Origin of the sequence: Flavobacterium aerium, assembly GCF_030766725.1 — a bacterium.
GTDB classification, from domain to species: domain Bacteria; phylum Bacteroidota; class Bacteroidia; order Flavobacteriales; family Flavobacteriaceae; genus Flavobacterium; species Flavobacterium aerium.
In genome coordinates, this window is sequence record NZ_JARQWR010000003.1 from 245,529 (window position 1) to 271,349 (window position 25,821).

The 25,821-nt window shown below is 33.3% G+C and carries 27 protein-coding genes and 1 tRNA gene; 20 read left to right on the forward strand and 8 right to left on the reverse strand.

Annotated features, from left to right (window positions below; all coding sequences use genetic code 11):
* The first annotated feature begins 41 nt into the window (after positions 1–41).
* From P6733_RS05575 to P6733_RS05640, 14 genes are all read left to right on the forward strand, one after another.
* A complete protein-coding gene (locus P6733_RS05575; RefSeq protein WP_306350784.1) occupies positions 42–632 on the forward strand; it encodes a hypothetical protein in 591 nt (196 codons plus the stop codon).
* A 29-nt stretch (positions 633–661) separates the two neighbouring features.
* Positions 662–1,360, forward strand: coding sequence for a DUF2589 domain-containing protein (locus P6733_RS05580; RefSeq protein ID WP_306350786.1), 699 nt, complete (start codon positions 662–664; stop codon positions 1,358–1,360).
* A gap of 32 nt (positions 1,361–1,392) precedes the next feature.
* Positions 1,393–1,674, forward strand: a complete 282-nt coding sequence (locus P6733_RS05585) for a hypothetical protein (RefSeq protein ID WP_306350788.1) — start codon at positions 1,393–1,395, stop codon at positions 1,672–1,674.
* A gap of 21 nt (positions 1,675–1,695) precedes the next feature.
* Positions 1,696–2,154 carry a DUF2589 domain-containing protein gene (locus tag P6733_RS05590; protein WP_306350791.1) on the forward strand — a complete coding sequence of 153 codons (459 nt, stop codon included), beginning with the start codon at positions 1,696–1,698 and terminating at the stop codon, positions 2,152–2,154.
* A 38-nt stretch (positions 2,155–2,192) separates the two neighbouring features.
* Positions 2,193–2,582 carry a hypothetical protein gene (locus P6733_RS05595; protein ID WP_306350794.1) on the forward strand — a complete coding sequence of 130 codons (390 nt, stop codon included), beginning with the start codon at positions 2,193–2,195 and terminating at the stop codon, positions 2,580–2,582.
* A gap of 111 nt (positions 2,583–2,693) precedes the next feature.
* Entirely contained in the window at positions 2,694–2,900 is a 207-nt protein-coding gene (locus tag P6733_RS05600; RefSeq protein WP_306350797.1) for a hypothetical protein, read from the forward strand.
* Between the two features lie 35 nt (positions 2,901–2,935).
* The gene (locus P6733_RS05605; RefSeq protein WP_306350798.1) at positions 2,936–4,186 is read left to right on the forward strand and encodes a TolC family protein; all 1,251 of its coding nucleotides are present in this window, start codon (positions 2,936–2,938) and stop codon (positions 4,184–4,186) included.
* Positions 4,187–4,220: 34 nt separating this feature from the next.
* Complete coding sequence (locus tag P6733_RS05610; protein WP_306350800.1) at positions 4,221–5,030, forward strand: hypothetical protein; 810 nt, start codon at positions 4,221–4,223, stop codon at positions 5,028–5,030.
* A gap of 27 nt (positions 5,031–5,057) precedes the next feature.
* Positions 5,058–5,522 (forward strand): jacalin-like lectin, encoded by a 465-nt coding sequence (locus P6733_RS05615; protein ID WP_306350802.1) that lies wholly within the window; start codon positions 5,058–5,060, stop codon positions 5,520–5,522.
* A 19-nt stretch (positions 5,523–5,541) separates the two neighbouring features.
* On the forward strand, positions 5,542–6,624 hold the full coding sequence (locus P6733_RS05620) for a hypothetical protein (RefSeq protein WP_306350804.1): 1,083 nt from the start codon (positions 5,542–5,544) through the stop codon (positions 6,622–6,624).
* Positions 6,625–6,696: 72 nt separating this feature from the next.
* Complete coding sequence (locus P6733_RS05625) at positions 6,697–7,977, forward strand: glutamate decarboxylase (RefSeq protein WP_306350806.1); 1,281 nt, start codon at positions 6,697–6,699, stop codon at positions 7,975–7,977.
* Between the two features lie 18 nt (positions 7,978–7,995).
* Positions 7,996–9,030 (forward strand): ligand-gated ion channel, encoded by a 1,035-nt coding sequence (locus P6733_RS05630; RefSeq protein WP_306350807.1) that lies wholly within the window; start codon positions 7,996–7,998, stop codon positions 9,028–9,030.
* 312 nt (positions 9,031–9,342) lie between these two features.
* A complete protein-coding gene (locus tag P6733_RS05635) occupies positions 9,343–10,470 on the forward strand; it encodes a TlpA disulfide reductase family protein (RefSeq protein ID WP_306350809.1) in 1,128 nt (375 codons plus the stop codon).
* 193 nt (positions 10,471–10,663) lie between these two features.
* Positions 10,664–10,744: transfer RNA gene (locus P6733_RS05640), tRNA-Tyr, on the forward strand.
* A 217-nt stretch (positions 10,745–10,961) separates the two neighbouring features.
* On the opposite strand, the gene P6733_RS05645 is transcribed toward P6733_RS05640, so the two are convergent.
* Entirely contained in the window at positions 10,962–11,648 is a 687-nt protein-coding gene (locus tag P6733_RS05645) for an SIMPL domain-containing protein (protein ID WP_306350811.1), read from the reverse strand.
* Positions 11,649–11,709: 61 nt separating this feature from the next.
* The gene (locus P6733_RS05650; RefSeq protein ID WP_306350813.1) at positions 11,710–12,351 is read right to left on the reverse strand and encodes a rhomboid family intramembrane serine protease; all 642 of its coding nucleotides are present in this window, start codon (positions 12,349–12,351) and stop codon (positions 11,710–11,712) included.
* Between the two features lie 142 nt (positions 12,352–12,493).
* Between P6733_RS05650 and P6733_RS05655 the strand changes: the two genes are divergently transcribed.
* The gene (locus P6733_RS05655; protein WP_306350815.1) at positions 12,494–13,390 is read left to right on the forward strand and encodes a lysophospholipid acyltransferase family protein; all 897 of its coding nucleotides are present in this window, start codon (positions 12,494–12,496) and stop codon (positions 13,388–13,390) included.
* Here the strand turns inward: P6733_RS05655 and P6733_RS05660 are convergent.
* From P6733_RS05660 to glmM, 3 genes are all read right to left on the reverse strand, one after another.
* Entirely contained in the window at positions 13,368–14,861 is a 1,494-nt protein-coding gene (locus P6733_RS05660) for an aminotransferase class V-fold PLP-dependent enzyme (protein WP_306350817.1), read from the reverse strand. The genes P6733_RS05655 and P6733_RS05660 overlap by 23 nt on opposite strands.
* A 138-nt stretch (positions 14,862–14,999) precedes the next feature.
* The gene (gene def, locus P6733_RS05665) at positions 15,000–15,605 is read right to left on the reverse strand and encodes a peptide deformylase (protein ID WP_306350818.1); all 606 of its coding nucleotides are present in this window, start codon (positions 15,603–15,605) and stop codon (positions 15,000–15,002) included.
* 116 nt (positions 15,606–15,721) lie between these two features.
* Entirely contained in the window at positions 15,722–17,110 is a 1,389-nt protein-coding gene (glmM, locus tag P6733_RS05670; protein ID WP_306350820.1) for a phosphoglucosamine mutase, read from the reverse strand.
* 199 nt (positions 17,111–17,309) lie between these two features.
* On the opposite strand from glmM, the gene P6733_RS05675 reads away from it, so the two are divergent.
* From P6733_RS05675 to P6733_RS05685, 3 genes are read left to right on the forward strand one after another with little or no spacing between them, the layout of a single operon-like run.
* The gene (locus P6733_RS05675; RefSeq protein WP_306350822.1) at positions 17,310–17,894 is read left to right on the forward strand and encodes an acyl carrier protein phosphodiesterase; all 585 of its coding nucleotides are present in this window, start codon (positions 17,310–17,312) and stop codon (positions 17,892–17,894) included.
* Positions 17,891–19,579, forward strand: coding sequence for a gamma-glutamyltransferase (gene ggt / locus P6733_RS05680; RefSeq protein WP_306350824.1), 1,689 nt, complete (start codon positions 17,891–17,893; stop codon positions 19,577–19,579). Before P6733_RS05675 ends, ggt begins: the two co-directional genes overlap by 4 nt.
* An 11-nt stretch (positions 19,580–19,590) precedes the next feature.
* Entirely contained in the window at positions 19,591–20,259 is a 669-nt protein-coding gene (locus P6733_RS05685; protein WP_306350826.1) for a DNA alkylation repair protein, read from the forward strand.
* A gap of 41 nt (positions 20,260–20,300) precedes the next feature.
* Here the strand turns inward: P6733_RS05685 and P6733_RS05690 are convergent, their stop codons facing one another.
* Positions 20,301–20,741, reverse strand: a complete 441-nt coding sequence (locus P6733_RS05690; protein ID WP_306350828.1) for a GNAT family N-acetyltransferase — start codon at positions 20,739–20,741, stop codon at positions 20,301–20,303.
* Between the two features lie 432 nt (positions 20,742–21,173).
* Between P6733_RS05690 and P6733_RS05695 the strand changes: the two genes are divergently transcribed.
* Both P6733_RS05695 and P6733_RS05700 read left to right on the forward strand, forming a co-directional pair.
* The gene (locus P6733_RS05695; protein WP_306350830.1) at positions 21,174–22,670 is read left to right on the forward strand and encodes a serine hydrolase; all 1,497 of its coding nucleotides are present in this window, start codon (positions 21,174–21,176) and stop codon (positions 22,668–22,670) included.
* A 352-nt stretch (positions 22,671–23,022) separates the two neighbouring features.
* Positions 23,023–24,810, forward strand: a complete 1,788-nt coding sequence (locus tag P6733_RS05700; RefSeq protein ID WP_306350832.1) for a chloride channel protein — start codon at positions 23,023–23,025, stop codon at positions 24,808–24,810.
* Positions 24,811–24,853: 43 nt separating this feature from the next.
* Here the strand turns inward: P6733_RS05700 and P6733_RS05705 are convergent, their stop codons facing one another.
* Together P6733_RS05705 and P6733_RS05710 are read right to left on the reverse strand one after the other, a co-directional pair.
* Entirely contained in the window at positions 24,854–25,252 is a 399-nt protein-coding gene (locus tag P6733_RS05705) for a hypothetical protein (RefSeq protein WP_306350834.1), read from the reverse strand.
* Positions 25,253–25,305: 53 nt separating this feature from the next.
* A complete protein-coding gene (locus tag P6733_RS05710; protein WP_306350835.1) occupies positions 25,306–25,797 on the reverse strand; it encodes a hypothetical protein in 492 nt (163 codons plus the stop codon).
* Positions 25,798–25,821 lie beyond the last annotated feature (24 nt).

Genomic DNA, 25,821 nt, shown 5'->3' on the forward strand with positions numbered 1-25,821 from the left:
ACGTCACAAATCAATCTTTTTATCAACAAAAAAATAGGACAATGAAACCATCAGTTAATGAAATTCAAACCGTTCTAACGAAAAAAGGGTATCTCTTTTTTGACCAGAACCTACCTTATAATATCAATATTATTGGGATCCGCAATAAAAATGAAATCGCCAATTCTTTTGACGATACATTATGTCTAATCTATCGTGATGATAGTCTTACTCTTCAACTATTCTCATTCCCTGTTACAACCGATCCAGGATTGTATTGGTTAAAAAATCCTTTAAATGTAAACGGAACAGCAATTCTAGTTCCGGGGCAATACAAAGGATCGCATCAAGTAGGAATGCACAAAGGACAGTATGAAGCTTTAGTACAAAAAGCCCCCCTAAAAGTATGGAGAGATGCTAACAAAGATGGAGTTTTAAACTTCTCAGGTATTCAACATGAAGGAATCTTCGGAATTAACATTCACCGCAGTAATCCACAAACAGAATCTCAATCTGTTGAAAAATGGTCTGCTGGATGTACTGTTTTCAAAAAGGTTGCTGATTTTGATTTCTTCATGAGTATTTGCCGTAAGTCAAAGAATCTATACGGAAACTCTTTCACCTACACTTTACTAGAGGAGGCTGATTTCTAACGAATTAATAACCCTTAAATATTTACATTATGAACATTGCAAATCAATTCAAAGGTCTTCCAATGGAGGATCTTATCGGTGGTCCTTTATCGGCAGCCGTCAAATCCAACGTGGATTTAGCCAAATCAACGGCTGCCTTTATTAATGACATCGGTTTTGAACAAATCAAAGGAGAAGATGGAATCTTAGTTCCGGGTCCAGCCCGAATGGTCGATTTTATGTTCGAACGTCCAGGAATCGATAAAGATGGAAATGCTACTGTAGAGGAAGTAAAAATGAAAGTTCCAATGCTAGCCATTGTACCGATTCCAAATCTACAAGTAGATTTAGTAGACATCACATTTGACATGGAGGTTAAAAGCTCTGTTAAATCTGTGGATAAATCTGCTTCTGAAGGAAAATTCAGTGCTAGTTTAAGTGCAAAAATTGGATTCTTTACGATCAACGCTACTGTTTCAGGTGCTGTTTCTGCGAGTAAAGAAAACACGCGTTCTTCTGATAAATCTGCAAAATACCATGTTGAAGTAAAAGCAACAAACCATGGTATGCCAGAGGGATTATCTAGAGTATTGGACATCATGAATGATGCTGCAAAACCACGTCAGGTTATTGCCTACAAACCAAACGAAAATGGTGAAATCGCTAGAGGAGAAGATGGTAAACCAACAGACAAAGGAACCTTAGTAAACGCTGATGGAACTCCTGCAAATGAAACTCCAAAAGAATAAATCCATTAATCATTAACTAAACGCCAACTGTTATGCTACCCGATACCTCAAAAAAGACCGCTATTGCAGAGATACGATACGTCAAAAAAGTAACCATAGGAACTGTCAATCCAAGCGCTCCTTTTTCTGAGGACAAACGTGAAGAGCAGTTGGCGTTTCTTAATAAATGCCTATCACAACATCCTAAAGGAACCATCATCGGTAAAGATATATCGATTGGGACTTTCATGATGGGTGAACACGAACTGAATATGCAAAGCACTACCTATCATATTGGCTTCACTAGAAAGCCTTATTGGATGGGTGAAAAATAAAAAACTTTAAAAACTAATATCATGTCACAACAACGATTTGACCATTTATTACAAGCTATTCACAATGCTGTACTTCGTGCCCAAGAACTTACGGAAGAACAACACATTCAGCAAATAGCAAAATATTTTGATGAAGATGGGAAACCAATTATTCAGGAACTACAGGTCCCAACACTAGATCCTGATGATGATCCGGAAAATATGACAATTCTTAGAGTTCCACTTTTGAGTTTGCTTCCGCCTTCTGCTATAAAAATCAAAGAATTGAAGTTGAACTTTAAAGTAGCACTTGGTAAAATTAAACTAGAACAGTCGAATAGCAAGAATAATGGCCCAAGTCTAGACATTGATATGGGTGGTGGTGGTGGAATTTTCGGAAAAAAACAAGCTACTGCAAAAATTGAAATCATTTTTGAATCTGGTGATCCTTCCGAATCTTTCCTAAGAATCAATGATTATTTAGTAAAAAGTGTAGTGTAATCCACTACATCAGTATTAACCTTTTAAATAAATACACAATGGCACTAACTTTTAAAAAAGGCTGGAACACAGCCAAGCCAGGTTATGAAAAAAAGTATGGTCAGTACCAAGCTTTTTTGGACACCTTGACAGAAACATCAATTATCAATGCTTTTAAGAACGCCCGAAATCACTTTTCAGATCATTGGGTATTAGAATTCATTGATATTGCTACAAGCAGTAGCAGAACAGAACGTGTTACCATAGAACAGGGAACACACCAACCAGAAGATACCCGTGGCGGTGGATTCTGCTTACATTTCACTGGACGTGACAATTATAACTATGCTTTCCATTTCTACATCATTCAAAATTTAGATGGAACACCAAAGATTATGGAAATAAGCTACCGTGAAAACAATCAGACTGTGAGTGATTATAGATCATAATTGCTAGAGATTAACCCTTTTTAACCCTTAAAAACTCTTTGTGAGTTCCTCAAAAATCATCCGGATGTGTAGAGGTTATCATTCTAATGTTTCATATAAAATTATTATATCATGGGAAGTTTAATCACTGTAAAAGGAAGACAACAACAGGCTTTTTATGTAACCAAAATCAATAAACTAGCCTTGGATGATGAATTATGCATCTGTGCATTAGCCGATTTTTCACTCAAGAAAGGGATTCCTTATCCTGTTTGTGAAATTCAGCATAAAGTTGACATTACTCGAATCAATGCTATTAATCTTGATGAATTAGCATAGTATAACTACCACTCCAATCTATTAAAATCTCGATCATGAAAACACGTGTTGTATTAATCAGTATAGGCTTCTTATGCTCTATTCCGAACGTAATAAGTCAGAACATTTGGTCCTTAAAAGAATGTATTACCTATGGTAGAGCACATAGTTTTGATGCGGAAGAAATTGCTGTACTAAATACCACATATAAAGAAGACAAAAAAGCAATTCACGCCTCATACATGCCGCAATACAAGGCTACATTAAATCCATCGTATACAGCCGATTACAATTACAAGTCGTTACTACAAACAAGTTTAGGTCTTGAAATTAATACGATTATTTCTGCCGGTTCCAAAAAGAAATATGAATTACAAAAAGCCGATTTAATCATTACGCAAAGTGAATATGCAATTGCTACTGCACAAAATAATGTAGAAGAACAAATATTATATGCCTATACCAATGTGCTTCTTGCAAAAGAACAGTATGCTATTTTATTGGATTTTTACAATCGACTACTCCTACTCTTGGATACACCTACTCTTAATGAAAATGATAATGTATCACTCCGAGATGATGTATTCTTCAATGCCTTATTGGAGCAAGATGGACAAGAATTGTTATCCTTAAAACAGCAATATGAAATTGCTTTAGTACGATTACAACAAACCATGAATCTACCTTTTGATCCATTATTTGAAGTGGACGAAATTCCAGAATTTATGGTGTCCTACCCTACTTTGGAGGATGCTTTTCCTAAAGCAACAATAGCCGATCCATCCATCAGTAGTCGATTATTTGATCAGATGATTGCTCAAAAAGATATTGCTATTGCAAAAAGTAATCTTTATCCCGCTATTGATTTTCAGTATACACCCTATCATACCTGGAATAGTTTACCAAATCAACCCGATATACAGCATTACTTCGGAATCCGAATTGCCATTCCTATTCTGAATCTTAAAAGCCAGAAAGCAAACATCCAACGGGCTACTATTAATCTGCATTTACAAGAAACTATACTCGATAATCAGAAGGAGAAATTATACAATACAGTCAATCTAATTCTCCAGAATTTAAAGAATAGGCAAGCTCTTTTTATTCAATCGGCACAATCCTATAACAAAACAGAAGAATTATTTAGTGATACCGAAGAACGATTTTTATTACAGGCTGTTTCCTATGAAGACTATATGGCTACGCGCAGTTGGGATAAAGAAAATGCTTTGAAATTAATCGCCTTAAAATACGAAGTCATCACACTGGCAAAACTGCTGGATTTCTATACAGGTGTAACCCTTTAATTTTTGCTTTTTCACTCACTTAATACAAAATATCATGAATGCAATTTATGAAAAGATTAAAAATCGATCAGCTTATGCGATTGAGACATCCGAAGAAGTCTATGAAGAACAAGATGCTGTACCCAAAATAATGGTCGCACATTCCTCTTCTAAGCCAACTGATTATGACGCTGAGTTTCAGGAAAATTTAAACATTGATATCGAACAGATGTTACACTATTGCCTGCAAAAAGGAAAAAAAATAACCGCAGAAATTGGAGCATTACTCAATAGTAGTACACTTTCTCATCGGGTAGTGTTATACAATCTCCTTCAAAAAACGATAGAACCAGCAACGGCAAAAGGAATTATTTATCTCAATCAATATCAGGAAGATTCAAAAGTAAATTTCTTTAAAATACCATTGGTACGTTATTTCACGATATTACTAATGGTTACTATTCTACTAATGGTTTTTGGTCTTTATTTCAGTGAAATAGTAATTGAAAATACGGGTACGCAAATACCCTACAATGATGTTAGTATTTCGATTGCAAACTGGAGCTATACTATTATCTCAGCCAGCTTGGGAGCATTAATCTATTTTTTATTAAAGCTATTAAAACAAGTTCGAGAGGCAACCTTAACAACGAATCATATTCCCTATTACTGGATTGGGCTATTTCTCGGAATACTCAGTGGAATCTTCTTTACTGAGAGTCATATTCTTGATCCCTCCCTGACACAAAATTATCTATTAAATCACTTCATCGCAGCTCTTATTGGCGGATTATCAGGTGATCTACTTTATCAAATTTCAAAAAAAATCATTCAAAAAATCACAGCAATCATCGCTGTTTTCTAAAACAATTAACCCTTAAATTATTTTCTTATGAGCTTACAAATTGAAAAATTCGGCCCAAGTGGCGGAATAGGTGGTAACAATTTCACAATCATTGCCGAAGGTGAAACTACTGCAATAATCATCCGATCTGGTTCTTGGATTGATGCTATACAAATAGCTTATACCGATGCCAATGGAAAAGAAGAACGAACTGCAAAATGTGGTGGTAATGGTGGTACAGAGCAAATCTTAAAGTTAGCCAAAGAGGAATGTATCACGAAAGTATCAGGTCGTTATGGCAGTTACATTGACAGTATTATTTTCGAAACTAACCTCGGGAAAAAATACACTTTTGGAGGTCCTGGAGGTCATACCAACTTCACTTTTACAGTACCTAACAAAATGAATTTTGCAGGTTTTACTGGAAGATCAGGCTCTTTTGTTGATGCTCTAGGTATTTGCTGTGTCAGCGCAAATGGACTTTCTGATTTAAAAAACAAATTCAAATTCTAACCTTTTAAAATTTCTAAAAATGAAAAAACTTTTTTTATGGTACGCAGGAACAGGTACCACAGCAGAACATATGAAGAATTTCTTCAATATCACTTCAAGCGCTACAATTAAAACTGCTTATGTTGATGGTTTAGGAACACCAAAAAATCGCGAAGAAAGTCAACTAGCAGGTAATTATAAAACCAATAGTTGGACAGAATGGTTTATGGGTTTCATAAAAAAAACAGAATTGGGACATGATCAAATCTATGGTTATAAAGAGAAACATCAGTTGGCGCAACTAGAGCATTACTTTAAGCTTTTGGATGAAGTAGATCCAGTAAAAGACAAAGAAGTCGAATTAGTCGTTGGTGGACACAGTCGTGGGGCTGCAGTAGGATTATTAGGATTTATAACGGCGCTATATGCATCTTGTAAATCAGGACAAACCTTAAAAGGGAGTCCAATTCAAAAAATCAAAATCATTGCTGTTGATCCAGTAGCTGGACATAAAGGTAATGATATCCTTGGCTTAGAAACAGAAAAGGCTTTCAAGGACAATCCAATATTGTACATGTTGAATTACATTGCGACTTCTAGTGGTAAAAAAAATCTATTCAAAGTAATTTATTACTCTGCTCGATTTGATGCTCGTGATGAATTTAAATCAGATAACCATTGGTTAAAATACGCTGAGAGTCAACGTGTCAATCCACAGATTGAAACGAACTTTTACATTGGTGGTTTCAGACATTCTTCCATGGTTTTCAATGAGGAAGAAATTACCCAATTGTATCCTAATACTGCATGTCCGACTATTTTACTAAAAGAGATTGTAAAATGTGAATTGCAATTAGTGCAAGAAAATATCACTGGAGTAATTCAGGAGGATATTCAAAAAATTGAGCGTCTGGCTATTCACAATATTGCTTTAGGCAAAGGAAATCCTGTGTTAATCAAACAAACGAATATCAAAGCTTATGGCTTAGTAGAAGGTTATGTGGCTTATCATGGAAGCTCTTTACAGGAAATAATTCTGAGTGCTACTAATAATGGGAAGAATATTTCTGCTCTAAATCCTAGCAACAAAATAGAATCCAATCAACGCTTTATAAATCAATAATTCTTGTATTAAATATCCCTAGTTCAACTCTAGGGATATTTCTTTCCTCATTAATTTTTAATTTCTACTCCCATGAAACATGATATCCTCTCCTTTTCTGAAAATTTTCCTGAAAAAGGAATCGATGCTGCCCAGGCGTATCGCAAAATTTGTGAAGAACTTACTATGGATGGTAACATACATCTGGATTTAGGGAGTTTTACAACGACATTAATGGATCCTTATGCTGATAAACTGATTATGGATCAGATTGGTAAAAATTTTATTGATTTTTCAGAATATCAACAAACGAAAAAAATCCATGATCGAGTGGTTACTATGCTATCGGCTATGCTCCATGCTCCTGCACAGTTAACTCCAGTAGGAACAGCAACAATCGGATCGTCTGAAGCAGTAGAATTGGCATTACTTGCTCATAAGTGGCATTGGAAAAAAAGACAACAAGCAAATAATAGATCCACAGCCCGTCCAAATATTGTATACAGTAGTAATGCACATGTATGTTGGGATAAGTTTGCTCTTTATTTTGATGTTGAACCTCGTAAAATCCCTATTAAATCTTTTAATGATTACCCAATAGAAGAAATTCTAAAAAACATCGATAAGAATACTATTTGCGTAGGCGCAGTTGCAGGAAATACCTATACTGGAAGCATTGACCCCATTCAGGAACTAAATCATCGACTTAGCATCCTAAATCAGGAAAATGGTTGGGATATTGGGATTCATGTAGATGCAGCAATTGGAGGTTTTATCTTACCTTTTTTACCAGAAACAAAGATGCTGAAATGGGATTTTCGTTTGCCTCTCGTCCGTACAATTAATTTATCGGGGCATAAATTCGGCTTGGTATATCCTGGTGTTGGATGGCTCATCTTTAGAGATCAAACAGCACTTCCTCGGGAATTAATTTTTAGCTCCCATTATTTAGTAGAGCCAATAGAAACCTACACTTTGAATTTCTCAAAAGGTTCCTCTATGATTCTAGCCCAATATTTTACCCTCTTGCAACATGGTATAGAAGGATATGAGAAAATCATTTCGCAATGTTGTACTACAGCCAATATACTTCGACAGGAATTAGAACAGTCTGGTTATTTTAAAATAATAGATGATCGAACCTTACCTGTAGTTGCCTTCCAACTAAAGAATTCTGATGTAGTGGATATACAAGCTTTAGTTACACAGCTTCGAGCCAAAAACTGGATGTTACCGGCCTATAAAATGCCTCAAAATCTAGAAAATGAAATTCTAATTCGAGTTGTTGTTAAAGAAAATTTCAGTCCAAGAATGGCCGAAATTCTGAGTAATGATATCATTACAGCCTATGAAAAACTAAGCTTCAATACCTAATGTTATTCTATTGCCATTATGAAAACAAAGTTTATATACTTCTTCTTAATTTGCTTTGCTTTTGCAAATGCTTCGACTTTAAAGCAAACTAAAAAAACAAAAGACAATACCACAGGGCCTATTGTAGTAACTGTGTCTATTCATCTTAATAAGATTTATGATATTAATTCTGTAAATCAGACCTATCTAATTGATGCCTATTTGGTATTATCTTGGCATAATCCAAAATCATTTTCAGGTCAAGAATATCAAATTCCAGAAGAACGTATTATTTATGAGAATGAAGAATTTCCTAAAAACATTGCTGTTCCTTCTTTTGAATTCATTAATATTCTTGGAAATCGAGAAATTATTAATAGACGATTAATCATAAATCCTAATGGACAATTGACCTACAATGAGCGCTTTCATGGTATGTTTACCACTCCAATGGATTTTCATAAATACCCAAATGATAAACAATGCTTTACACTTCAATTGGAATCCTTTTCATTAGCAAAAAATGATTTGTTGTTTGTAAATCCAAAACTTTTTCCAGAAAAACTGGATGAGTCATATATGGAAGAATGGACGATACTGGGTACGAAAGATTATGTGAATGACATGGCTTACAATCATCTTAGTATTGATGCAAAAAAGGCAGAATTATTTTCCCGTTGTAATTTTGAAATTTACGCACAACGTAAAATTGGTTATTATCTCTGGAAAGTTATTTTACCAATAGGGATCCTTATTGTCGCTTCATGGCTAGTATTCTGGGTAAAAGATTTTGCGAATCAGTTGAGTATTTCGTTCACTTTAATGTTAACCATGGTTACGTTTAATTTCTATACCTCATCACTCCTGCCTACATTACCCTATAATACTTTTATAGAAATGATTATCATCTCTGGATATATCTCAATTTTTCTAACTTCAATTGCGATTATATTTAGTTATGCTTATTCAAAAAATGAACAAACGACAACACGAATTAATTCGTTCTTTCGTTTATTTTTTCCATCTCTTTATTTATTATATATCTTATTATGTATAATTATCATCTTTTTATAATGAATAATGGGTATTATCTAGAAAATGACTGCAATTGATTAACTTAATTTATTGACAATTTATTCTTAAAACGCATATTATATCATAATTCCACTGTTTTGTTAGTTGTATTTATGTTAAAATTATAAAAATCAATAAATTTCATTATTCAATAAAAACCTGTTAATCAGTAGTTTAAAAAAATATAATCTACGTAAAGTTTAAGTAAAGTCTTTATCGACAAATAATAACAAAATTTTAGTTTTAAAAATTGTCATTGCGCCTGATTTTTAAATACTTTTGTTTCTTAAAACGATAAATTTTAATTTGAAAATGAAAAAAATTCTTTTGTTAGCTTCTTTTACGGCTATTTTAGTGTCCTGTAATAAAGCATCTGAAAACGAATATGTGATTACTGGAACGGTAACAGGTGTAGAAAATGGTAAAATGGTTATTCTTGAAAAACCAGGAGATATGGGTCTAGTACCGGTTGATACTGTTAAAGTAGAAAACGGAACATTTAAATTTATTGGAAAATCTACTGAACCAGAAATCCATTTAATTCAAGTTGATGCAGTAAATGGAAAAGTACCTTTCATCTTAGAAAATGGTGAAATCAAAATTGTTGTTTACAAAGATAGCGTTAACACAAGTAAAGTTTCTGGTACTTATAATAATGATGAGTTAGCACAGTTCAACGCTGCTGGAATGAAAGTTCAAAAAAGAATGATGGAATTCCAAAAAGTGAATACTGAGAAAATGACTAAAGCACAACAAAGTAACGATACTGTTGTAATTAATCAATTAAGAAAAGAATACACTGGTTTCCAAAAAGAACTAGAAGGTCAATCTAATACTTATATTGAAACACATCCAAAATCATTCATTTCTGTATTGTTAATTGAAGGATTATTCAATAGCCCAACAGCTGATGTAAAGGTGATTGAGAAATACTACAACACACTTTCTTCTGATTTGAAAAACACTAAACCAGGAAAATCTATTAAAGAAAAACTAGGATCTGCTACAACTGTTGAAGTTGGTAAAGCTGCTCCAGAATTTAGTGCACCAAATCCTGAAGGAAAAATGGTTTCTTTAAAAGAATCATTAGGTAAAGTTACAATCATCGATTTCTGGGCATCTTGGTGTGGTCCATGTAGAAAAGAAAACCCTAATGTTGTGGCTCTTTACAATGAGTTCCACGATAAAGGTTTAAACATTATCGGAGTATCTTTAGATAAAGAAGGTGATGCTGCAAAATGGAAAGAAGCTATTGCAAATGATAAATTAACTTGGACTCAAGTTTCTAATTTAAAATTTTGGCAAGATCCAATCGCTACACAATACAATGTAAAATCTATTCCTCAAATGTTCATCTTAGATGCTAATGGAGTAATTGTAGGTAAAGATTTAAGAGGTGAAGAACTAAAAAATAAAGTAAAAGAACTGTTAGCAATCTAATTTTTGCACTAAAAAACATCTTTTTTTAAAAAATCTCCCTAGTGGAGATTTTTTTATTTTATTCACTCCCAATAAGTTAAATACCGGCATGAAAATTATCTAAAAATAATCTCTAAAAATTGTTTGTATAATTAAAAAACAGTCCTATATTTGCAACCTCGTTAAGCGGAAAACGCTGAACCAGCAAGGTATCGGGGAGATACTCAAGCGGCCAACGAGGGCAGACTGTAAATCTGCTGGGAAACCTTCGTAGGTTCGAATCCTACTCTCCCCACATCAAACCCGAACAGCAATGTTCGGGTTTTTTTATGCCTTAATTTCAAGCTTATTTTCTAGTTTATTATTCACGTTGTAATGAAGTGCTTTTAAAAGCATTCTTTACTAAAAATCGAATACTGCTATAGCTAATCTATAAAAGTATATTATATCGCTTATATGCATAAAAAAAGGCGATCCAAATGGATCGCCTTTTCTCTATTCTAGTACTGTGATTAGTTCAATAAAAAACTTACCGTTACATTTCCTGTTACATCAATATCACCAACAGCTAATGTTTCTCTTGGCATACTGCTATCTCCTGCTACCATTTTCATTGAAGCATACATTGGTCTTGGGTAGTTTGTTTGTGAGTTATCACTAATCAATACTGCTTTTCCAATTTTTTGACCTAAAGCTCCAGCGAAATCTTCTGCTTTATGTTTTGCATTCAAGATTGCTTTTTTTCTAGCTTCTGATTCTAATTGCTCAATTTTAGAAGATTTGAATTCAACTTTTTCAATTTTGTTGATTCCAGCTTCTACCAATCCATTCATTAAAGCCTCATATTTAGATAAGTCTTTCAATTCAATGTTGATCGTTTGAGTTGCATTATAGTAATTTTTCTTTTTCTCGTAATCGTATTGTTTGTTTAAAGAAACTTGTTGAGTAAGAACATCTTCTTTTGGTAAATTCATTTTTTTGATGAATTTCACAACAGCTTCAATAGCGATATCATTTTTCTTTTTTACATCTGTAGCTTCATTTCCTGTTGTTTCAACACTCACAATAATCTGAGCATTGTCTGGAGTTACTTTGATGATACCTTCACCAGAAACTGTAATTTGCGGTACTTGTTTTAGATCTTGAGCATTAGCGAATGTCATAGTCATGGTAAATAAGATTAGGAATAATTTTTTCATAAGTGGGATTTTAAATTCTGTTATATAAATGTTTGAACTGGGAAATACAAAAGTTGTGCCATTATAGCTTACCAGCTTTCGCGAGGATAAACAACAGGACAATAGGCAAAGCTAAAATAACAACCATAAAGGTATTATCTGTTAACATATGGGGATTTTTAGTTAAAGTTATTAAATATCCTCCTATTGCACCACCAAAGTGGGCAGTATGTCCAATATTATCATTCTTTGCTTTCATTCCGTAGATAGAATACAATAAATATACAATACCAAAAATATACGCCGGAATTGGAATTGGGATAAAGAATAAATAGATGCTTGATTCGGGCTGTAATAAAATAGCAGAGTACAATACTCCTGTTACTGCTCCAGAGGCTCCTACTGCTCTATAAGAATATTCGTCTTTATGAAACCATAGTGTTAATAGGTTTCCAAAAACTAAACTTCCTATATAAATCATAATGAAAGAGAATCCACCTAAATAACTAATCACTACTGGTGCAAAGAAATAAAGCGTTAGCATATTAAATATCAAGTGCATCATATCGACATGTAAAAATGCTGAGGATATCATTCTGATTTGTTCTCCTGCACGAATACTACCGATATGAAATTCATATTTTCTGAAAAATGACATATCGTTAAAACCTTTATAACTGATTAGTACGTTTAGGGCAATGATAATAATTAAAATAATGTCCATGGTAAAGCTTTGAATTGTTTTATTGGTATGTAAAATTACAGAATGCAAGTGAAACTTTCAGTGCATTTAAAGAAATATCCTATCAAAAATCAAAATAGTTGCATTAGAATAAAAAGTATATTTGTAAAAAATTTGAATACGAATGCAATTACTCGCTTATATCCTTCTCTATCCTATATTTTGGTGTATTTCTATACTTCCATTTAGACTCCTTTATATGTTATCAGATGGTATTTATATCCTCATTTATCGCATCATTGGTTATCGAAAAAGAACCGTTCGAGACAATATCGCTATGGCATTACCGAATCTTTCGATTGCAGAAAGACGCAAAATTGAAAAAGACTTTTACCATCATTTCTGTGATACTTTCTTAGAAATGATTAAAACAATGACTATAACACACGAAGAAATCAATAAACGTTTTGTTTTCACCAATGTAGAAGCTATTGCTGAAATGGAAGCCAAACAAAAAAGCGTTTCTTTTGTCTGTGCTCATTATGCAAGTTATGAATGGTTATTAGTAGCAAATACTAAAATGAAATTTCAGGGTTATGGAATTTATAAACGCATTCGAAATAAATACTTTGATCGTTTAGTACATAAAATAAGATCAAAGTTTAATGCAAAGCTTATTGATGCTAAGGAATCCATTCAGGTTATTAAAGAAAATCAGCAGAAAGGGATTCTAGGTTTTTATGGTTTTGTAACCGATCAATCTCCAAAATTACATCGTACTACTCATTGGGCAAATTTCATGGGTATTTATGTTCCCATTCATACAGGAGCAGAAATGTTGGCCAAAAGAATGGATATGAATGTATTATTTGTGAAAACGGAAAAAGTAAAAAGAGGACATTATCAGGCTACTTTTATTCCTGTAGAAGGTAATATTAAAGCAATTCCGAATTACGAAATTAGCGAGGCTTATTTAAAACTACTGGAGCAACAAATACATGAAGCTCCAGCTTATTATTTATGGACGCACAAGCGTTGGAAACACCGTAAGGCAGATCCTAAAGCTCAAACCACTGCTTAACCATTTCTTTTTCTGTAGGCGCATAATTAATATGCACAAATTCATTCGTTACTTTATTGTAAGTGTACTCTTTTGCCCATTCCTGATGGTTTTCGGCTAAAGCTTTTATACTATCGCATACAAACTGAATTTCCTCATTTAATGTTGTTGGGTGAATTGACATTCTAATCCATCCTGGTTTTTTAATCAAATCACCTAACGTAATTTGATCTACTAATGAATGTGATGTTTCTTGATCTACATGCAATAGGAAGTGACCATAAGTTCCTGCACAACTGCATCCTCCACGGGTTTGAATACCAAAACGGTCATTCAAAATTTTCACACCTAAATTAAAATGTAAATCATTGATAAAGAAGGAAACTACTCCTAAACGATCTTGATGTTGTGGAGCAAGAAGTATAATATTTTCTTTATCATTCAATTCAGAAAAGACAAAATCAATAATTTCATGTTCTCTCTTTAAGATATTTTCAACACCCATTTGCTCTTTCAATTGAATCGCTAAGGCTGTTTTAATTACTTGAAGGAAACCCGGTGTTCCACCATCTTCTCTTTCTTCTATATTCTCCAGATATTTATGTTCTCCCCAAGGATTCGTCCAGCTTACGGTTCCTCCTCCAGGACAATCTGGAATCATATTTTTATATAATTTTTTATTGAATACCAATACTCCTGAAGTTCCTGGTCCACCAAGGAATTTATGAGGAGAAAAGAATATTGCATCTAGTGAAGCTTCTGGATCTTCTGGATGCATATCAATCGCTACATAAGGTGCAGAACAAGCAAAATCAACAAAACAAACACCATTGTGCTTGTGAATCAATTTGGCCACTTCATAATAGGGCGTTCTAATTCCTGTCACATTCGAACAGGCAGTGATTGAAGCTATTTTTAGCGTACAATCTTTATATTGTTCCAATAGTTTTTCAAAACTTTTTAAACAAAGTAATCCTTGCTCACAGGCTGGAATTACTTCTACACGGGCAATCGTTTCAAGCCAAGAAGTTTGGTTTGAATGATGCTCCATGTGAGAGATAAAAACTACAGGTTTTTTTTCTTCTGGAACCTGAGTATACGCTTTTAGATTTTCAGGAACTTTCAATCCTAAAATACGTTGAAACTTATTGATTACTCCTGTCATTCCTGTACCATCTACAATTAAAACATCGTCTTCATTACTGTTCACGTGTTTCTTAATAATGTTTCTGGCTTGGTGGTATGCCATAGTCATTGCAGTACCTGAAACTGTAGTTTCTGTATGTGTATTGGCTACAAATGGACCAAATTGATTCATTAATTTTTCTTCAATTGGTCGATATAATCTACCGCTTGCAGTCCAATCTGTATAGATAATTTTCTTTTTCCCATAAGGTGAAACAAAATCTTGGTCTATACCGATAATATTTTTTCTAAACTGTTGAAAATAAACTTCCAATTCGGTTTGTAATATTGTATCTGCTGTGTTCATTAGGCAATATGTTTGAAGCAAATTTATGCTTTTTTATACAAATGAAAATAGTGACGGTTGTTAATTCTGATTTTGTTGTTTTTATTTAACAAAAAAAACCAAATACTGTCTCGTTGGTTCGATTAGGAATTATTGGGATTATCTCCTTTTTTTAGCGCTCTTTTTTAAGAAAAGTTCCATTTCATCATTGGCTGGGATTAATTCTAAATTGGCTTGTTCCAAAAGACGATCTGTAAACAGAATCCCATTTAAATGATCGATTTCATGTTGAAATACTACGGCTGTAAAACCTTCTATCATTTCTTCTTTTTCATTCCCTGAAACATCCATATACGAAATCTTAATGGCGTAACTTCTCAATACATTATCCTGAATATCGGGAATAGACAAACAACCTTCTTTTCCTTTACGAAGAAAATCTGAATACCACGTGATTTTTGGATTGAGGTATAATTCTGCGGGTTCATCATCTTTATCAAAACGGGTTACCCAAACAACATTACGGTTGATTCCCAATTGTGGGGCTGCGATACCAATACCAGGATTTGCTGGATCATTCATCGATAAAAGCATGCGTTCACTCAATAGCTTAATCAATTCCTCATCAGGTCTAACATCAGTAGATACTGTTTTCAATACAACCAATTCCTTAGGATCTGTGACTTGTATAATATGCATCATACCGGTTCCCAATTGAATCAGTTCTTTTTCGGCTTTTGTAAATTTTTCGGCTTTAGTTTTCATCTTCTGCGCTTGGACAGTAATGGTTAATACTATAAAAATCGCGGTAGTACAAAGTCTTTTTCTCATGCTATTCACTATAAAAAATGCCCGACAGTACACTGTCGGGCATCGTATCTTTAGATTCCTGCGATTACTTTAATCTCATCTATAATTCTCAAAGCAAGCTTATCGGCTGCTGCTTGAGTAGAAGCTTCTGTATAAATACGGATAATAGGTTCTGTATTCGATTTTCTTAAATGAACCCATTCTTCTGCAAAATCAATCTTTACTCCATCCACTGTTGAAATATTTTCTGATTTATATTTTGCTGTCATGGCTTCAAGAATTGCATCAACATCAATTTGAGGAGTCAATTCAATTTTATTTTTACTCATGTAATATTCTGGATAGGAAGCTCTCAAAGCAGAAACTGACATTTTTTTATTGGCCAGATGCGTTAAAAACAAAGCCACTCCTACTAATGAATCACGTCCGTAATGTAATTCAGGATAAATAATACCTCCATTACCTTCACCTCCAATGATGGCGTTGTTCTTTTTCATTAATTCTACAACATTCACCTCTCCTACTGCACTAGCTTCATAAGTACCATGGTGAATATTTGTCACATCGCGTAAAGCACGAGAAGATGACATATTTGAAACTGTATTCCCTGGAGTTTTACTTAAAACATAATCTGCACAAGCAACCAAAGTATATTCTTCTCCAAACATTTCTCCATCTTCAGCAATAAAAGCTAAACGGTCCACATCTGGATCAACCACAATTCCTAAATCTGCTTTTTCTTTCACTACCAATTCAGAAATATCCGTAAGATGTTCTTTTAACGGTTCTGGATTGTGTGGAAAATGCCCATTGGGTTCACAATATAATCGCACAACCTCAACGCCCATTTGCTCTAATAGCTTCGGAATAATAATTCCTCCCGAAGAGTTCACTCCATCTACTACAACTTTAAACTTTCCTTTTTTCACAGCTTCAATATCCACTAAAGGTAAATTCAATACCTCATCAATATGAATATCCATGTAAGCATCATTTTCTGTAACCGTGCCTAGATTGTCTACATCTACGAAATCAAACAATTCATTTTCGGCAATATTTAAAATTTTCGCTCCTTCTTCTCCATTTAGGAATTCTCCTTTTTCATTCAATAATTTCAAGGCATTCCATTGTTTTGGATTATGGCTTGCCGTTAATATAATCCCACCATCTGCTTTTTCTAGCGGTACAGCTACTTCCACTGTTGGTGTGGTTGATAATCCTAAATCTACTACATCAATTCCCAATCCTACTAAAGTATTTACTACTAAATTATGAATCATTGGACCAGAAATACGGGCATCTCTACCAATAACTACTGTCAGTTTTTCTTTTTTAGCATAATCCTTTAGCCATGTTCCGTATGCTGCTGCAAACTTCACTGCATCAATTGGAGTAAGATTGTCTCCTACTTTTCCACCAATTGTTCCTCTAATTCCTGATATTGATTTTATTAATGTCATCTTCTAATTTTATAAAAAACAAATATACGAGTCTTTGATTAAAATTTTTCTAAATGTTAAAAAGTTAAGATTTAATTCTAAATCTAGTATTCCTTATTGCTTCCACTTTGAATTACCGGATGACTCACTATACTTTTGATGATAAAAAAACATGCTTTTTCATTCTACATATTTAAATACTATTCCGTAATTTGTACGAATGAATTTTCTAGCACATATTTATCTATCCGACAACAATCCTATGGTGGAAATTGGCAACTTTATGGCCGATGGAATTCGAGGAAAACAACTGGATCAATTTGATCCGGAAATTCAAAAAGGTATTATACTCCACCGTGCGATTGACACTTTCACGGATGCACATCCTCTTTTTAGGCAAAGTACAAAGCGGTTGCATGCTAATTACGGTCATTATTCGGGAGTAATTATTGATGTATTTTACGATCATTTTTTAGCCAAAAATTGGTCGAATTATTCCAATATACCTTTGCAAAATTTTGCAGCAAAATTTTACCGTACACTGGATGATCATTATCCTATTCTTACAGCAAAAACACAAAATTTATTGCCGTATATGAAACAGGAAAATTGGCTTTATATTTACCATACTGTAGATGGTCTCAAACATATTTTAACGCAAATGGATTCGAGAACAAAAAACACATCCAAAATGCGTTTTGCTACTACCGAATTAGTTGAATTCTACGATGATTTTGAAAAAGAATTTACTGAATTCTTCGAAGAATTACGCGCTCATACTCTTGAAAAATTTAATACTTTATGAAAAACATTACCCCCGTACTCCTCCTTTTCTTATTCATCGCCTGTAAAACAGAGAGACAAACTGTACAACCTACTGGTTTAGTAACCGATCATGTTATTGTAGTTTCCGCTCGTGAAGAAGCCTCCGCTATCGGAGCAGAAATTATGCGCAAAGGCGGAAATGCTTATGATGCCATGATAGGAACCGAATTGGCCTTGGCCGTTGCATATCCAAGTGCTGGAAATCTTGGTGGTGGTGGATTTATGGTGTACCGCAAAGCAAATGGTGAAATTGGTTCTTTGGACTATAGAGAAAAAGCTCCTTTGGCAGCTTCAGCAAAAATGTTCCAAGACGAGAACGGAAATATTATTCCGGGCAAAAGTACAGAAACTGCATTTGCTGTTGGAATTCCTGGTACCATTGCAGGATTGTTTGAAGTTCACAAAAAACTAGGTTCTCTTCCTATAGAAGAAATTTTAAAACCAGTAATTGCTTTAGCAGAGCGTGGTGTTATTGTTACAAAAGATCAGGAAAAGAGCTTGGCTACTTATCATGATGTTTTCGTTAAAGCCAATGGCCCTTCTTCTTTGTTTTCTCAAACTTTCAAAAAAAATGATACTATAAAATATCCTGCCTTAGCACAAACCTTAAAAAGGATTGTACAAAATGGTAAAAAAGAATTTTATGAAGGAGAAACCGCTCAAAAATTTGTAAATTATGTGAAGACTAAAGGTGGTATTATCACACTAGACGACATGAAGCAATACGAAGCAAAATGGCGTAATCCTATCACTTTCAATTATAAGGAATTAAAAATTATTTCGATGCCACCTCCAAGTAGTGGAGGAATTACTATGGCTCAGATTTTTCAAATGATTGAAACATATGATATCGGAATTACTGGACATAATTCTACTAAAACCATTCAGGTAATTACAGAAGCGGAACGTAGAGCGTATGCCGATCGTAATTATTTTTTGGGTGATCCAGATTTTGTAAAAAATCCAACAAACGAATTGATGGATCGTAATTATCTAAAGAACCGTATGAATAATTTCTCTTTTGAGAAAGCTACTTTATCTTCCGATATTGCGCATGGTGTCATTCAATTTCACGAAAGTAAAGAAACTACACATTACTCGATTGTTGATAAAGATGGTAATGCTGTAGCAGTGACCACTACTTTAAATGATAATTATGGTTGTAAATTATATTGTGATGAATTAGGGTTTTTCCTAAATAATGAAATGGATGATTTCAGTGCCAAACCAGGCATCCCTAATCTATATGGTTTAATTGGTGCCAAAGCCAACAGCATAGCACCAGGAAAAAGAATGTTGAGTTCTATGACTCCTACTATTGTAGAAAAGCATGGACAATTATATATGGTTGTGGGAACACCGGGTGGTTCTACGATTATCACTTCCGTTTTACAAACAATTCTGAATGTATATGAATTCAATATGAGCATGCAGGAAGCTGTTGATGCTCCTCGTTTCCATCACCAATGGTTACCAGATGAAGTAACCTTTGAACCGAATGGTTTTGATGCGAAAACATTAAATGAGCTGAAACAAAAAGGGTATAACATCAATGAAAAAGACAATCCTATCATTGGTAAAGTGGATGCTATTTTGGTTTTACCGAATAAAAAACTGGAAGGTGGCGCCGATAAAAGAGGTGATGATAAAGCAGTAGGATTCTAAATAGAACTTCGATGGGATTCTGTAGTGATTTAAAACTTGCCTTTCAGCAAAATGCTTCTGAAGCGAATGCCATTCCAATGGCAAATTACATGAAAAATCGTTTTGCTTTTTATGGTATTAAATCGGAACAACGCAAAGCTTTATTGAAAGCCATTTGGAAAGAGCATTCAAAAGAAATCAATGAAAATCCATGGGGAATTGCCCTTGCTTTATTCCAGAACAAAGAGCGAGAATGCCATTATTGTGCTGTAGAAATCATTAGTAAAACGCTAAAGAATAAATACCAGAAGAAAGACATTGGTAACATTGAAATTCTAATTACACACAATTCATGGTGGGATACAGTTGATGCTACTGCCAAGGATATTCTCGGTAATTATTTAATGTTGTATCCCGAAGAAGTTTCTACGGTGATAGAGCGGTTCTCGAATCATACCAATATGTGGCTGAATCGATCGGCTATCTTATTTCAATTGGGTTACAAAGAACATACAAATCCAGCGTTGCTATTTTCCGAATGTATGAAACATGCTAGTTCAAACGAGTTTTTCATTCAAAAAGCAATAGGTTGGGCACTGAGAGAATATGCTAAAAAAAATTCCAAGGCTGTCTTAGATTTTGTCGATTCTACGCCATTAAAACCTTTAAGCAAAAGGGAAGCTTTAAAACATTTTAAATAAAAAAATAAGCGCTATGTACAAGTTGTACATAGCGCTTATTTTTATTCTAATTCCATATGGAGTAAAGGATAAGCTTTTCCTTGTCCGTCGATAGCAGAACGATCGACAGTTATAAAACCAAAGTACTTGTAGAAACCTACAGCCTGCTCATTCTCTTCGTTAACATCAACTTTAGTGACTTTCATTTTTTCAATAGCATATCGAAGTAACTCTTTTCCGATTCCTTTGCTTCGACTGTCTGGATGAATAAAAAGCATTTCCAATTTGTCTTCGGCTATTCCTATAAAACCCATGATTTCATTGTTATCATTTCGAATAGAAGCGAGTTCTAACATTTTCAAATATTCATTTAGAATCAAAGGTCTGTAAAACGCTATATCGGCTTCGTCTAAAAAATGATGTGTTGCTCGTACGGATGCTTCCCATACCGTAACTACTTCTAGGTATTCTGACTCCTGAATACGCATTATCTTATGATTCATCTCCTTAATTTTAATTTTGATTGTTCTCAAAAATAACAACTTTCTTCAAAATTTAAAATTCTACCGCATCTCTTTTGAAGCATAAAACTCATTTTTGAACCTTATTTGTTAAAATAATCTTATAATTTATTCATTATCAGTAGTATAATTGAAAAAATCATAGTAATTTTATACTCCATAGAAAAACAAAATAAACGATTTTATAAGTATTGTTTAACTAACTGTATAATTGAATTCAAAACACCATGAACTTACAGCCTCTAAATTACATAGGCTTGCTGAAAAATGGAATAAAATACAGATGAACTTCATACTTCCTAACCATTTCAGGCAAGCCTATAATTTTAAATAAAATACTTCCTAAATAATTTATTTTCAAATAACTGTAACATTTTATTTTTTAAGCCGTCATAATTAAAAAGACTTTTAATTATGAAAAAAACAGCCCTATTCTTTTTATTATTCCTTCACTTTTATAGTCAAGCACAAACTATTCCTACGGACAATCCTTTACAAAGTGAATTAGACCAGTTTGTCCAAAAAGCTGCCTTATTGTACATGAAGGATAATGGCAATACTGCCCTTTCCATTGGAATCATAAAAGACAATATAGCATATACTTACAATTATGGTACCACAAAATATGGAGAACAAATTTTACCCACAAACCATACTGCTTATGAAATTGGTTCCATCTCCAAAACTTTTGCAGGAACACTAGTTGCACTAGCACTAAAGGATAAAAAAATTAACCTGAAAGATGATATTCGAAAATACTTGGATCAAAAATATCCAAATCTCGAATACAATGGACAACCTATCCGAATAGAACATTTGGTAAGTCATACTTCGGGATTACCAAAATTCATACCTAATATTGATTTAAATAATAAATCTGAGGATAGCGTGATTGCGCAAATTATAGCATCGTCTAAGAACTATAGTACTGATGTATTTCTTAAAGATCTTCATCAAATTAAAATCAATTCTTTACCCGGCACTCAATATAATTATTCGAATGCTGCAACGGAACTGATGGGAATTATACTAGAAAAAGTATATCATAAGTCCTATACAAAACTATTGAAAGATTATATAACGGTTCCATTAAAAATGATTAATACAGAAATCAATCCCAACAGAAATAATCCTAATTTAATTGCTGGCTATAATTCCAATTTTAAGATAATGCCTCCTATTCCGTCCAATGTAATAGCTGCTGGTGGTATATACGCTACAACTACGGATATGCTTCAGTATTTAAAGTTTCATTTGAACGAAAAAAACGATATTGCTCACTTATCTCATCAAGTGACTTGGAGAGATTCTGAAAGCTTTGCTCTTGGATTATATTGGCGTATCAATACAACTTCAGAAGGTGTACAAAAATTATCCCATAGCGGAGGAACATTTGGTTATTCCAGCTATGGTGTTATTTATCCTGAATTGAATATTGGAATTATCATGTTGACGAATTGTAGTGGTGCTTCTTCCCAAAATGATTTAGAAAACACTGCCGAAAAAATATTCAATAATCTTTATTATACTCCGACTGAACTAGCAGCAGAGGATTTTGAACTTCCTCGAAATATTAAAAAGCTTCGAATTCAATTACTTCAAAGAGGTTTTAATCAAGCCATTGCTGTTGCCGAGGATTTAAACTCTCAAAAAAATAAACTCTCCGAAGGAGAATTAAATAATTGGGGCTACACTTTATTGAGAAGTAACAAAAAAACTGAAGCACTCGAAATTTTCAAATTGAATGTTCACCTATTTCCTAAAAGTGGTAATACTTATGATAGTCTAGCAGAAACATACGAAAATCTTAAAAATAAAGAATTGGCTCTTCAAAATTACAAACGCTCTCTGGAATTGGACCCAGCAAATAGTAATGCCGTAGAACGCATCAAAAAATTAGAGCAAAAATAGATTCCGCATTTCGAGATTTCAATCATCAATCGAGTCAATACCCTATGCACTTTATTCTACATAGGGTATTTTTTTTTACTATCGTTTTATGCTTTTCATCAGAATATTTAATACTGCCGTGTAGATATTACTGTATATATAGTAGGTCTTTTCTCCTATTCTTTAAATTATGATAAAATAAAAACATTTTGAATAGCGAGTACATTCTTATCTTTTTAAATCATTCTTTCAGAATACGTGATTTTTTTTCTATAAAACAGGATAATTAAGAAATTTCAATAATAAATATGTTCTTTTTCATTCAAAAATGGGTAGAAAAGTGTTAATTTAGCGTTTTCACAAAAAACCAGAAATGTATACAAAATATCTTAAAAAGTTTGAGATGCTTATCTCATGGACACAAGCAAGGCTCTCTAACAGACATTTTATATTCCTTTCCAGTATATTGGTAGGTGTTTCGTCCGCACTGGCCGTAATTGTTTTAAAGACATTTGCTCACTCTGTTTATTCTTTTGCGGAGAGCGTTAATAAAATTCTGAATGTCAAACACGTTAATGTGATATTACCCATTATTGGTATTTTATTAACGGCTGTAGTTATTAAAAGAGTATTGGGTGGAACCATTGAAAAAGGAACTTCTCAGTTAATGTATGCTGTCGCAAAAAAAGCCAGTATTCTTCCTAAAAAACAAATGTATGCTCAGATCATCACCAGTTCCCTAACCGTTGGTTTAGGAGGTTCTGCTGGGCTTGAGTCACCAATTACTATAACGGGTGCTGCCTTTGGTTCTAATTATGCACAAGCCTACGGATTAAGTTATCGTGATCGTACGCTATTATTAGCTTGTGGTGTAGCTGCAGGTATTGCTGCTGCCTTTAATGCTCCCATTGCAGGTGTACTTTTCACGATTGAAGTATTATTGGCTGATGTAGGGATAACGGCTTTTATTCCCATTATGATCTCAGCAGCAACTGGGGCTATTGTTTCAAACATTATCTTAAACGAAAATATTCTTCTCTCTTTTAAACAACAACAATCTTTTGATTATAATAATATTCCTTATTATGTGATATTAGGCGGATTAGCTGGTTTTATTTCTATTTATCATTCCAGAGTTTTTCAGCGTATTGAGCATTACTTTGAACGTTATAATGTAGGTCGCTATAAAAAAGCCCTCATTGGATCGTTGATGTTGGCTGCTATTATTTATGTGTTTCCATCCTTATTTGGAGAGGGTTATGAGAGTATTAAAATCCTGTCCCAACAGAATCCTGAGCGCCTATTGGATGAAACCATTTTTAGTGGTTTTCGCAATAATACATGGGTATTATTAGTATTTGTTGGCGCAACCACTTTGCTTAAAGTATTTGCTACGGGTATTACTTTAGGAAGTGGTGGTAATGGAGGAAACTTTGCGCCCTCACTATTTGTGGGTTCTTATTTAGGATTCTTCTTTTCTACTTTTATCAATCAGTTAGGAATAACCAAACCATTACCCGTTAGTAATTTTACATTGGTAGGAATGGCTGGTTTATTAAGTGGTCTTTTCCATGCTCCACTTACCGCAATATTCCTTATTGCAGAGATTACTGGTGGTTATAATTTGATGATTCCTTTAATGATGGTTTCTTCAATCAGCTTTGCTATTTCGAAACAGTTTGAAAACCACTCTATGGATATTAAGAAACTGGCGGCAAAAGGTCATGTTTTTACGAGTAACAAGGATAAGAATATCTTAACGACTATTGAGGCTTCTACCATCATCCAGACCGATTATGAAAGTATTCAACCGGAAGATAATTTAGAGAAGTTAGTCGCTTTGATTTCGCATTCTAAACAGGTTGTTTTCCCTGTTGTAAACAACGATCAGGAACTGGTTGGAATCATTTATTTTGATGCCATCCGCGATATTATTTTCAGTCCTTTCAAGGCGAAATATACCTTGGTCAAAGAAATCATGAAAGCACCTAGCAATACTATAAATTCTTATGATAATATGGAACGCATTATGAAGAAATTTGACACTTCTCATGAGACGTATCTACCTGTTATAAAAGACGGTAAGTATTATGGTTTTATCTCCAAAACCGTAGCTCTGGAGACTTATAGAAATCAATTGAAAACAATGACGATTGAGTAGTTTTTAGAAATGAGATACTAGTATTTTGTATCAATTTAAAATATTATTTAACCTCTTCTGAAAGAGCAACATCCATAAAGGGAATTCTTAAATTTTCTAATTCTTTCTTTAAGATATTTATAAATTTTTTTATCATTAAATTATCTTCCCAAAAATCTTCAAGATTACATTGTTTTAATAGTTTATCATTCTTTGTTATATAAAACTCTAATTGATCATAAGACAAATTAAATTCAATAGAATGCTCAAAATAATCAAAATCAAAACAAATTGAATAATTTATTTTGCCTTCATATTTCCCTCGAACCCCTAAAAATTTATAACTTCTTACAGACAAATTATAAATTCTTTCTTCTATAAAAATCTTATATAACAGAACAACACAATCATTTTGTAATTTAGATTTTATACCTACCTCTTGATTAAAAACTGTATTAATCATAATGTTTTATTTTATGTTCGATATTCATCTATTTCTCTTCCGGGAAATCTACTTTAAAAACTTAAAATCCATAAACAAAATACAATAATAGTAGCTATAAACGTGAACCAACAGTATTTTCTTTTTTCATCTCTTGTCCACTTATCAAACTTATCAAAATACTTTATGTATTTGTCATTTTTGAAAACAAAAACATAACATACTATACCTGATAGTATTCCAAAAATTATAAAATATATTGTTCCAAGATTATCAGTATTAAAAAGTTTGTGAATTAAGCCAACTACTCCAAAAATTAAAAAAAACAATAACCCTAATAAAATTCCACCGGCAACAGTCACACTCATTCCGAAATTTTTATTTCCAAAAACAGAATCTATTTCTTTTTGAATATCTATTCCTAATTTTTCATATCTTCTTTTTTGAAATGGCAACTTATGAATAAGTCTAAAAGGATTTATTTTGTTTGTTAACAGATGTAATTTATAATGTGCTTTATAATAGCAAAAATGTATTACGTTTAAATATAATTCTAGTTTATTCATAACCTATTTCTATCGCACATGATA

Excerpts from the sequence above, each read along its gene's own strand:
- P6733_RS05610 (WP_306350800.1), top strand. The coding sequence starts at position 4,221 with ATGAATGCAATTTATGAAAAGATTAAAAATCGATCAGCTTATGCGATT.
- P6733_RS05620 (WP_306350804.1), top strand. The coding sequence starts at position 5,542 with ATGAAAAAACTTTTTTTATGGTACGCAGGAACAGGTACCACAGCAGAA.
- def (WP_306350818.1), bottom strand. The coding sequence starts at position 15,605 with ATGAAAACTAAAGCCGAAAAATTTACAAAAGCCGAAAAAGAACTGATT.
- P6733_RS05635 (WP_306350809.1), top strand. The coding sequence starts at position 9,343 with ATGAAAAAAATTCTTTTGTTAGCTTCTTTTACGGCTATTTTAGTGTCC.
- P6733_RS05710 (WP_306350835.1), bottom strand. The coding sequence starts at position 25,797 with ATGAATAAACTAGAATTATATTTAAACGTAATACATTTTTGCTATTAT.
- P6733_RS05585 (WP_306350788.1), top strand. The coding sequence starts at position 1,393 with ATGCTACCCGATACCTCAAAAAAGACCGCTATTGCAGAGATACGATAC.
- P6733_RS05590 (WP_306350791.1), top strand. The coding sequence starts at position 1,696 with ATGTCACAACAACGATTTGACCATTTATTACAAGCTATTCACAATGCT.
- P6733_RS05575 (WP_306350784.1), top strand. The coding sequence starts at position 42 with ATGAAACCATCAGTTAATGAAATTCAAACCGTTCTAACGAAAAAAGGG.
- P6733_RS05580 (WP_306350786.1), top strand. The coding sequence starts at position 662 with ATGAACATTGCAAATCAATTCAAAGGTCTTCCAATGGAGGATCTTATC.
- P6733_RS05630 (WP_306350807.1), top strand. The coding sequence starts at position 7,996 with ATGAAAACAAAGTTTATATACTTCTTCTTAATTTGCTTTGCTTTTGCA.
- P6733_RS05660 (WP_306350817.1), bottom strand. The coding sequence starts at position 14,861 with ATGAACACAGCAGATACAATATTACAAACCGAATTGGAAGTTTATTTT.
- P6733_RS05595 (WP_306350794.1), top strand. The coding sequence starts at position 2,193 with ATGGCACTAACTTTTAAAAAAGGCTGGAACACAGCCAAGCCAGGTTAT.
- P6733_RS05645 (WP_306350811.1), bottom strand. The coding sequence starts at position 11,648 with ATGAAAAAATTATTCCTAATCTTATTTACCATGACTATGACATTCGCT.
- P6733_RS05600 (WP_306350797.1), top strand. The coding sequence starts at position 2,694 with ATGGGAAGTTTAATCACTGTAAAAGGAAGACAACAACAGGCTTTTTAT.
- P6733_RS05700 (WP_306350832.1), top strand. The coding sequence starts at position 23,023 with ATGTATACAAAATATCTTAAAAAGTTTGAGATGCTTATCTCATGGACA.
- P6733_RS05685 (WP_306350826.1), top strand. The coding sequence starts at position 19,591 with ATGGGATTCTGTAGTGATTTAAAACTTGCCTTTCAGCAAAATGCTTCT.
- P6733_RS05695 (WP_306350830.1), top strand. The coding sequence starts at position 21,174 with ATGAAAAAAACAGCCCTATTCTTTTTATTATTCCTTCACTTTTATAGT.
- glmM (WP_306350820.1), bottom strand. The coding sequence starts at position 17,110 with ATGACATTAATAAAATCAATATCAGGAATTAGAGGAACAATTGGTGGA.
- P6733_RS05675 (WP_306350822.1), top strand. The coding sequence starts at position 17,310 with ATGAATTTTCTAGCACATATTTATCTATCCGACAACAATCCTATGGTG.
- P6733_RS05625 (WP_306350806.1), top strand. The coding sequence starts at position 6,697 with ATGAAACATGATATCCTCTCCTTTTCTGAAAATTTTCCTGAAAAAGGA.
- P6733_RS05615 (WP_306350802.1), top strand. The coding sequence starts at position 5,058 with ATGAGCTTACAAATTGAAAAATTCGGCCCAAGTGGCGGAATAGGTGGT.
- P6733_RS05605 (WP_306350798.1), top strand. The coding sequence starts at position 2,936 with ATGAAAACACGTGTTGTATTAATCAGTATAGGCTTCTTATGCTCTATT.
- ggt (WP_306350824.1), top strand. The coding sequence starts at position 17,891 with ATGAAAAACATTACCCCCGTACTCCTCCTTTTCTTATTCATCGCCTGT.
- P6733_RS05690 (WP_306350828.1), bottom strand. The coding sequence starts at position 20,741 with ATGAATCATAAGATAATGCGTATTCAGGAGTCAGAATACCTAGAAGTA.
- P6733_RS05650 (WP_306350813.1), bottom strand. The coding sequence starts at position 12,351 with ATGGACATTATTTTAATTATTATCATTGCCCTAAACGTACTAATCAGT.
- P6733_RS05655 (WP_306350815.1), top strand. The coding sequence starts at position 12,494 with ATGCAATTACTCGCTTATATCCTTCTCTATCCTATATTTTGGTGTATT.
- P6733_RS05705 (WP_306350834.1), bottom strand. The coding sequence starts at position 25,252 with ATGATTAATACAGTTTTTAATCAAGAGGTAGGTATAAAATCTAAATTA.